Annotated in this window: 6 protein-coding genes and 1 pseudogene; 1 reads left to right on the top strand and 6 read right to left on the bottom strand. The window is 69.6% G+C overall.

What is annotated here, in order from left to right:
• Nucleotides 1–216, top strand: a pseudogene (locus G567_RS32570) (IS1380 family transposase); the annotation flags it as partial.
• A gap of 106 nt (nucleotides 217–322) precedes the next feature.
• On the opposite strand, the gene G567_RS0124925 reads toward G567_RS32570, so the two are convergent.
• The 6 genes from G567_RS0124925 to G567_RS33760 form a co-directional block, all read right to left on the bottom strand.
• A complete protein-coding gene (locus G567_RS0124925; RefSeq protein WP_028932047.1) occupies nucleotides 323–682 on the bottom strand; it encodes a CRISPR-associated endonuclease Cas1 in 360 nt (119 codons plus the stop codon).
• Entirely contained in the window at nucleotides 675–1,307 is a 633-nt protein-coding gene (gene cas4 / locus G567_RS0124920; RefSeq protein WP_028932046.1) for a CRISPR-associated protein Cas4, read from the bottom strand. The genes G567_RS0124925 and cas4 overlap by 8 nt, the downstream gene beginning before the upstream one ends.
• A gap of 2 nt (nucleotides 1,308–1,309) precedes the next feature.
• Nucleotides 1,310–2,203: a type I-C CRISPR-associated protein Cas7/Csd2 gene (gene cas7c / locus G567_RS0124915; protein ID WP_028932045.1), complete on the bottom strand. Its 894-nt coding sequence runs from the start codon at nucleotides 2,201–2,203 to the stop codon at nucleotides 1,310–1,312.
• Nucleotides 2,200–3,846, bottom strand: coding sequence for a type I-C CRISPR-associated protein Cas8c/Csd1 (cas8c, locus tag G567_RS31385; protein WP_161631760.1), 1,647 nt, complete (start codon nucleotides 3,844–3,846; stop codon nucleotides 2,200–2,202). Before cas8c ends, cas7c begins: the two co-directional genes overlap by 4 nt.
• A gap of 118 nt (nucleotides 3,847–3,964) precedes the next feature.
• Entirely contained in the window at nucleotides 3,965–4,405 is a 441-nt protein-coding gene (locus tag G567_RS31380) for a type I-E CRISPR-associated protein Cas5/CasD (protein WP_051233540.1), read from the bottom strand.
• Between the two features lie 41 nt (nucleotides 4,406–4,446).
• Nucleotides 4,447–4,704, bottom strand: a 258-nt coding sequence (locus tag G567_RS33760) for a transposase (protein ID WP_161631734.1), incomplete at its 5' end; no start/stop codon positions are given.

Raw genomic sequence — 4,704 nt, 5'->3', positions numbered from 1 at the left:
GATGGCCACAACCTCGGCCGCGGCGTCGGCATCCTCGCCGGTGCCGACCTGCACCGGGCCACCGCCGCCACGCTGCGCCGCACGCTGTTCTGCGTTCCCGGCCGCCTGGTGCGTTCCGCCCGTCGGCTGCACCTGCGCCTACCCGCCAAGTGGCCCTGGGCCACCGCCTTCCTCACCGCACTGGCCCGGGCCACCGCCCTGCCGATCCCCACCTGACCACCTCGACCCGCTACCCACCCCGACCAAGGACCCGGAGAAGCCGGCAGACCGGCGAGATCAGCACGCCCCGTTCCTGAGACCGGACACCGCAACGAAAAAACGATCAAATGGCTCGAGCGACGGTGGATCCGGGCTTACCCAGCGCGAGCCGGCGCTCCGGGTCCTCGTAGCCGCGAAACTGGGCCAGCCGAAGCATCGGGTTGCCGGTCTGCGGTCCGCTGACCCGGCCGAGGAACCGGCCGTTGCGCGTTAGCCAGGTGACCGATCGACCATCGGCGGCGCACCGGTGCAGGAGGTCGTCGGTGAGGTCGACGCCGTTCCACGCGACGATGTGGTCGATTCGGACCAGCGGTATCAGGTGTCGTCCTCGGCGCTGGGGATGGGCGAGCCGAACAGCGTCGCCGTCGAGATGCAGGCTCGTACCCGGCGTGGTGGCGTAGAGAGTGCTCAGCAACTCAGTCATCCCACTCCCCCAGCGGCCGCGGCGTGAACAGCCCGGTGATGACGGTGGGCGCGTCCGGCATGCAGCCAGGTAGCAGCGAACATCGTCGGCACCGGGAGTCGTGGGCCGGCGGCGGGAGTTCCGCGTCCTCGAGCACGGAGCGGACCGCAGCCGTCACGCGCCGGACCCGCTCGGCGAGGGCGTCGTCGACGGGTACCTCATGCCGTCGGCGCTGCTTGCCCGAGAAGACCACGCCCACCGGGACGTCGGCGCCGAACATCTCCCGTAGGCACAGCACCTGTGCGGCTACCTGCACATCCGCCGGCCCACCCGGACGGTATGTCCCCGACTTGTGCTCGACGGGGATCGGGCCGTCCGGCTCGAACTGCACGACATCGCAGATGCCGTGCAGCCCGAGCTCGTCGCTCCACACGGGCAGTGACCGGAACAGCTTGCTCCGATCCCGGCCGTGTCCGATCCCGACGCGGTCCACCGCGGTATGCGCGAGATCGCCGCGGACGGTGTCGACGGTGCTGTCGAAGTAGCCGTCCACATGGATCAACGCAGCCTGCCGGGGGCAGTAGGCGTGGTGTTCCAGCGCTGAGATCGGGACGCTTCGGCGCTCCCGTCCTGGCTGCTCCCACATCCTCAAGCAATGAGTTTGGTCAGGTGCACCCCGGCTGGGAGCTCGTCGTCGTTGACGGAGAGGGCGTAGTCGGCGAAGCTGCGGGGCGCGGTGTCGGACGAACCCTCGGCACGGGCGACCCGGATCCGCTCGGTGAGCCGGTGCGCCGGCGCCGCCCCGAACGCGTCGGGGTGGCTGAACACGTACAGTCCCCGAGGGGTCAGCCGCCCCCGCGTCGCCGACCGGTCGTGGTCGAACATCATCTCCAGGCTGCGGTACAGCAGCTCGAGGTCGCGGCCGTCGACGCCGGTCTGGGCGCCCCTGGTGGCCGAGTAGAACACCTCGGCGCGGTAGAGGCCGTAGGGCACGGTCCACTTGCCGCCCATCTCCGTGCTCTCGCCCTTGTCGATGTCTTCCTGCTTGGTCTGGGTGACTCGGGTGATCGCGTGATCCATCGGGAACACCGGATCAATGCTGCGACCCATGGTGACCTGCACCGGTCCCCGGATCTGGCCGAGCGCCTGGGTCTTGCCGACCGACAGCACGGCGCCGAACAGCCGGATGTCGACGTAGCGGTCGCACAGCCAGGCCCGGGCCACGGCCGCCTGCTCCGGTGTGATCTTGCCCTTGCCGCCCAGCTCCAGGCCGTTCGAGGTGTACGAGGCCTCCAGTCTCGGGTTCAGCGCGTAGCCGGCCTGCACGAAGATGTCGTAGCGGGGGTCGTCGCCCGCGGCCAGCGCGATGGTGTCGCGGATCTTGCGCTTCAGGGCGACGTCGGTGACCAGGCCCTGGCCGGACTCGTCGTCCATCCGCGGGCGGTTTCCGGCATCGGGGTCACCGTTGGGGTTGCCGTCGACGACGTCGAACAGGAACACCATGTCGTGCCGGACGGTCGGGTCGAGGTGGGGAGCGGTCACTGGTTGGTCTCCTCGGGGGTCTCGGTGACGGTGTCACGGGCCGCTCGGGCGGCGGCGAAGCCGTGGGCGCGTTGGTGGTGGTAGCCGAGCAGGAACAGCGACTGCTCGGTCAGCGTGGTGCGGGCCGGGACGTCACGGGCCGGATCGAGCAGCGCGAACAGCCCGTCGAGCTCCTTTTCGTGACGGATCGCGGCGCCCGTCTTCGTCCGGCGCAGCTTGCGCAGCCAGGCCGCGGCGTCCCGCCGCCCGGTGACCAGTGCGGCCCGCGGGTTGCTGATCGCTCCGGCGAAGAAGCGGTCGCCGTAGGTGGTGTTTCTGCGTTCTTCCGACGCGCTGTACTGGATCTGGTCGAGGACGGCGAACGCGCGGCCGGCGACGTAGGCGGGGTTGGTGTTGGACGGATCGAGTCCAGGCATGGGTTTCTCCGTGGTCAGCGGGCTGCGCGTCAGGATCAGCCGGATCAGCGCGGCACGGGCGTCGTCGAGGTGGCCGTCGGTCCGCACCCGGTGCACCAGATGGGCCAGCAGTGAGGGCGGCACCGGGGTCTTGCGGAGCGCGGCACGTACCAGGTCGCGATGAACGTCCGCCGGGCGGTTGGCACCTTTGGCGCCGAAGTCGGCGTAGCGGCCGCGCTTGCCGTCGGTGATCCATCGGCCGGCGATCAGCGCGAACTGGCCGATGCTGTGGAATTCGGCGCCGTCCGGGCGGGTGGAGACCATCCGCTGGTCGGCGAACCATTCCGCGACGTGCCGTTGCAGCTGCTCCAGCGGCATCTCCACCCAATCCCGCACCATGATCCGCGCGACGTTGCCGCCGAGGGTCACCGAGCAGAATCTCGCCTTGCCGAGTTCGGTCGCAGCTTGCTGCCGGGCCGTGTGCACCGATCCCAGGAGGGCTGCGACGTCGGGGCCGGATGGTCGGTGCAGCAGGGCCATCGCGTCGAACGGGGTGTCCTGCGTGGTCCACCACGCCAGGCGGCTGTCCTGCCCCCCGAAGCTCGACGAGTTCGTCGAACCCAGCACCCGGATCAGGCCGGTGGTGACGGCCTCACCACACCGGATGCAGACGGGGCTGGCCGACAGCTGCGTCACCAGGTCGTAGCCGAAGACCCGTTCGTTCACGCTGACCAGGGCGGTGTCGTTCGTGGCGCCCGGTACGAGGCGCGACGGCACCTTGCCGGGGACGGTGTCCAGCAGTGGTCCGACCCGTCCGCACGCCAGACACAGGCCATTCCCTGCGCCCTTGCGCCGGGCGACTTCGTGGCTCCAGAAGTCCGGGACCGAGGCCGCCCGATAGGCGGGGACGCCGGCCACGGCGATCAGCACGCCGCTCTTGGCGGTGCACTCTCCCGGCCGTCGCATCTCGACGGCGGCCCCGCTGCGGAGGAACGTCGAGACCGCCTGCGCCACCGGATCGTCGCGTCCCTGCGGGCTCTCCGCCCACCGCCGGGTCAGCTCGACGAACGCCGCGTGGCACTGCGCCACGCGTTCGGGCTTGCGGTCCTCGTCGGCCCAGCCCAGCACGTACTGGGCATCGTCGGCGGCGAGATTGGGCGCCACACCATAAGCTCGCACCGCGGTCGGGACGGCGTGCAGCACGCCACGCGACCGTCCCTTGGCGTCGGCGGCGACCAGCCGCTGCAACGTGTCGGACTCCGGCCGCCGTCCCGGTCGAGGTTGAGCTGCCAGTCGAACTGCCGCTCCCGGTGAAACGGGGGCGCGGCGTCACGTTCGGCGTACTGAACCAGCCGCTGCAACAGCATCAGGCCACGCCCGTTCCGGGAATGCCCTGCGCCGGGACGTGCAGCACGCCGTTGTCGAGGCGGGCGGTGAACCAGGTGAACGAGGCCGGGGTCGTCGAGTGGTCCACGGAGTGCAACATGATCCCGAGGTCCTCACTCACCTCGATCGGGGGCCGGTCATCGGGGTCCCCGAAGTACGCGGTGAACTCCCGCGTCCCCAGGTAGGGCTGGCTGAAGCAGCTCCCCCGGGACACCCGGCGGCGGAACTGGTCCCGGTAAGCGGCCTCCGGTTTGGTGGCGCGCTCGCGCAACTCGACGTGCGCGTGTATCCGGTAGGCAACATCGCGCAGGCACACCGCGTTGCGCTGCACCCGGTTGGCGACCGTATCGACCCGCCGGCGACCGGATGCGGCGTCGGCGAGTGGGGCAAGGTCGGTCGTCTCGTTCCGCGAGCCTGTCACGATTCCCGTGTAAGCTACGGGTGACTGACGTTGTTATTCTCTCACAGTGGGAGTCGTCCAGGGAAGAGGACGACCAGTGTATTTAGAGCCGTTTTCCAGCCCCAGGTACCGGTTCCGGATTCACCTCCCCTCTTGCTGGAGATGTTCCGCAGGCCCAGGTAAATGAGCTTCATCGCGGCCTCGTCGGACGGGAAGTGTCCGCGAGTCTTGGTGATTTTCCGTAGTTGGAAGTTGATGGACTCGATGGCGTTGGTGGTGTAGACGACGCGACGCAGTTCCGGCGGGTAGTCCAGGAACGG

It is taken from the genome of Pseudonocardia asaccharolytica DSM 44247 = NBRC 16224 (assembly GCF_000423625.1).
In the GTDB taxonomy this organism is placed as follows: Bacteria; Actinomycetota; Actinomycetes; order Mycobacteriales; family Pseudonocardiaceae; genus Pseudonocardia; species Pseudonocardia asaccharolytica.
This window is presented reverse-complemented; position numbering and strand designations above follow the sequence as displayed.

What these genes read in the sequence shown, in the direction of transcription:
- G567_RS0124925 (WP_028932047.1), bottom strand. Translation starts at nt 682, where the DNA reads ATGACTGAGTTGCTGAGCACTCTCTACGCCACCACGCCGGGTACGAGC.
- cas4 (WP_028932046.1), bottom strand. Translation starts at nt 1,307, where the DNA reads ATGTGGGAGCAGCCAGGACGGGAGCGCCGAAGCGTCCCGATCTCAGCG.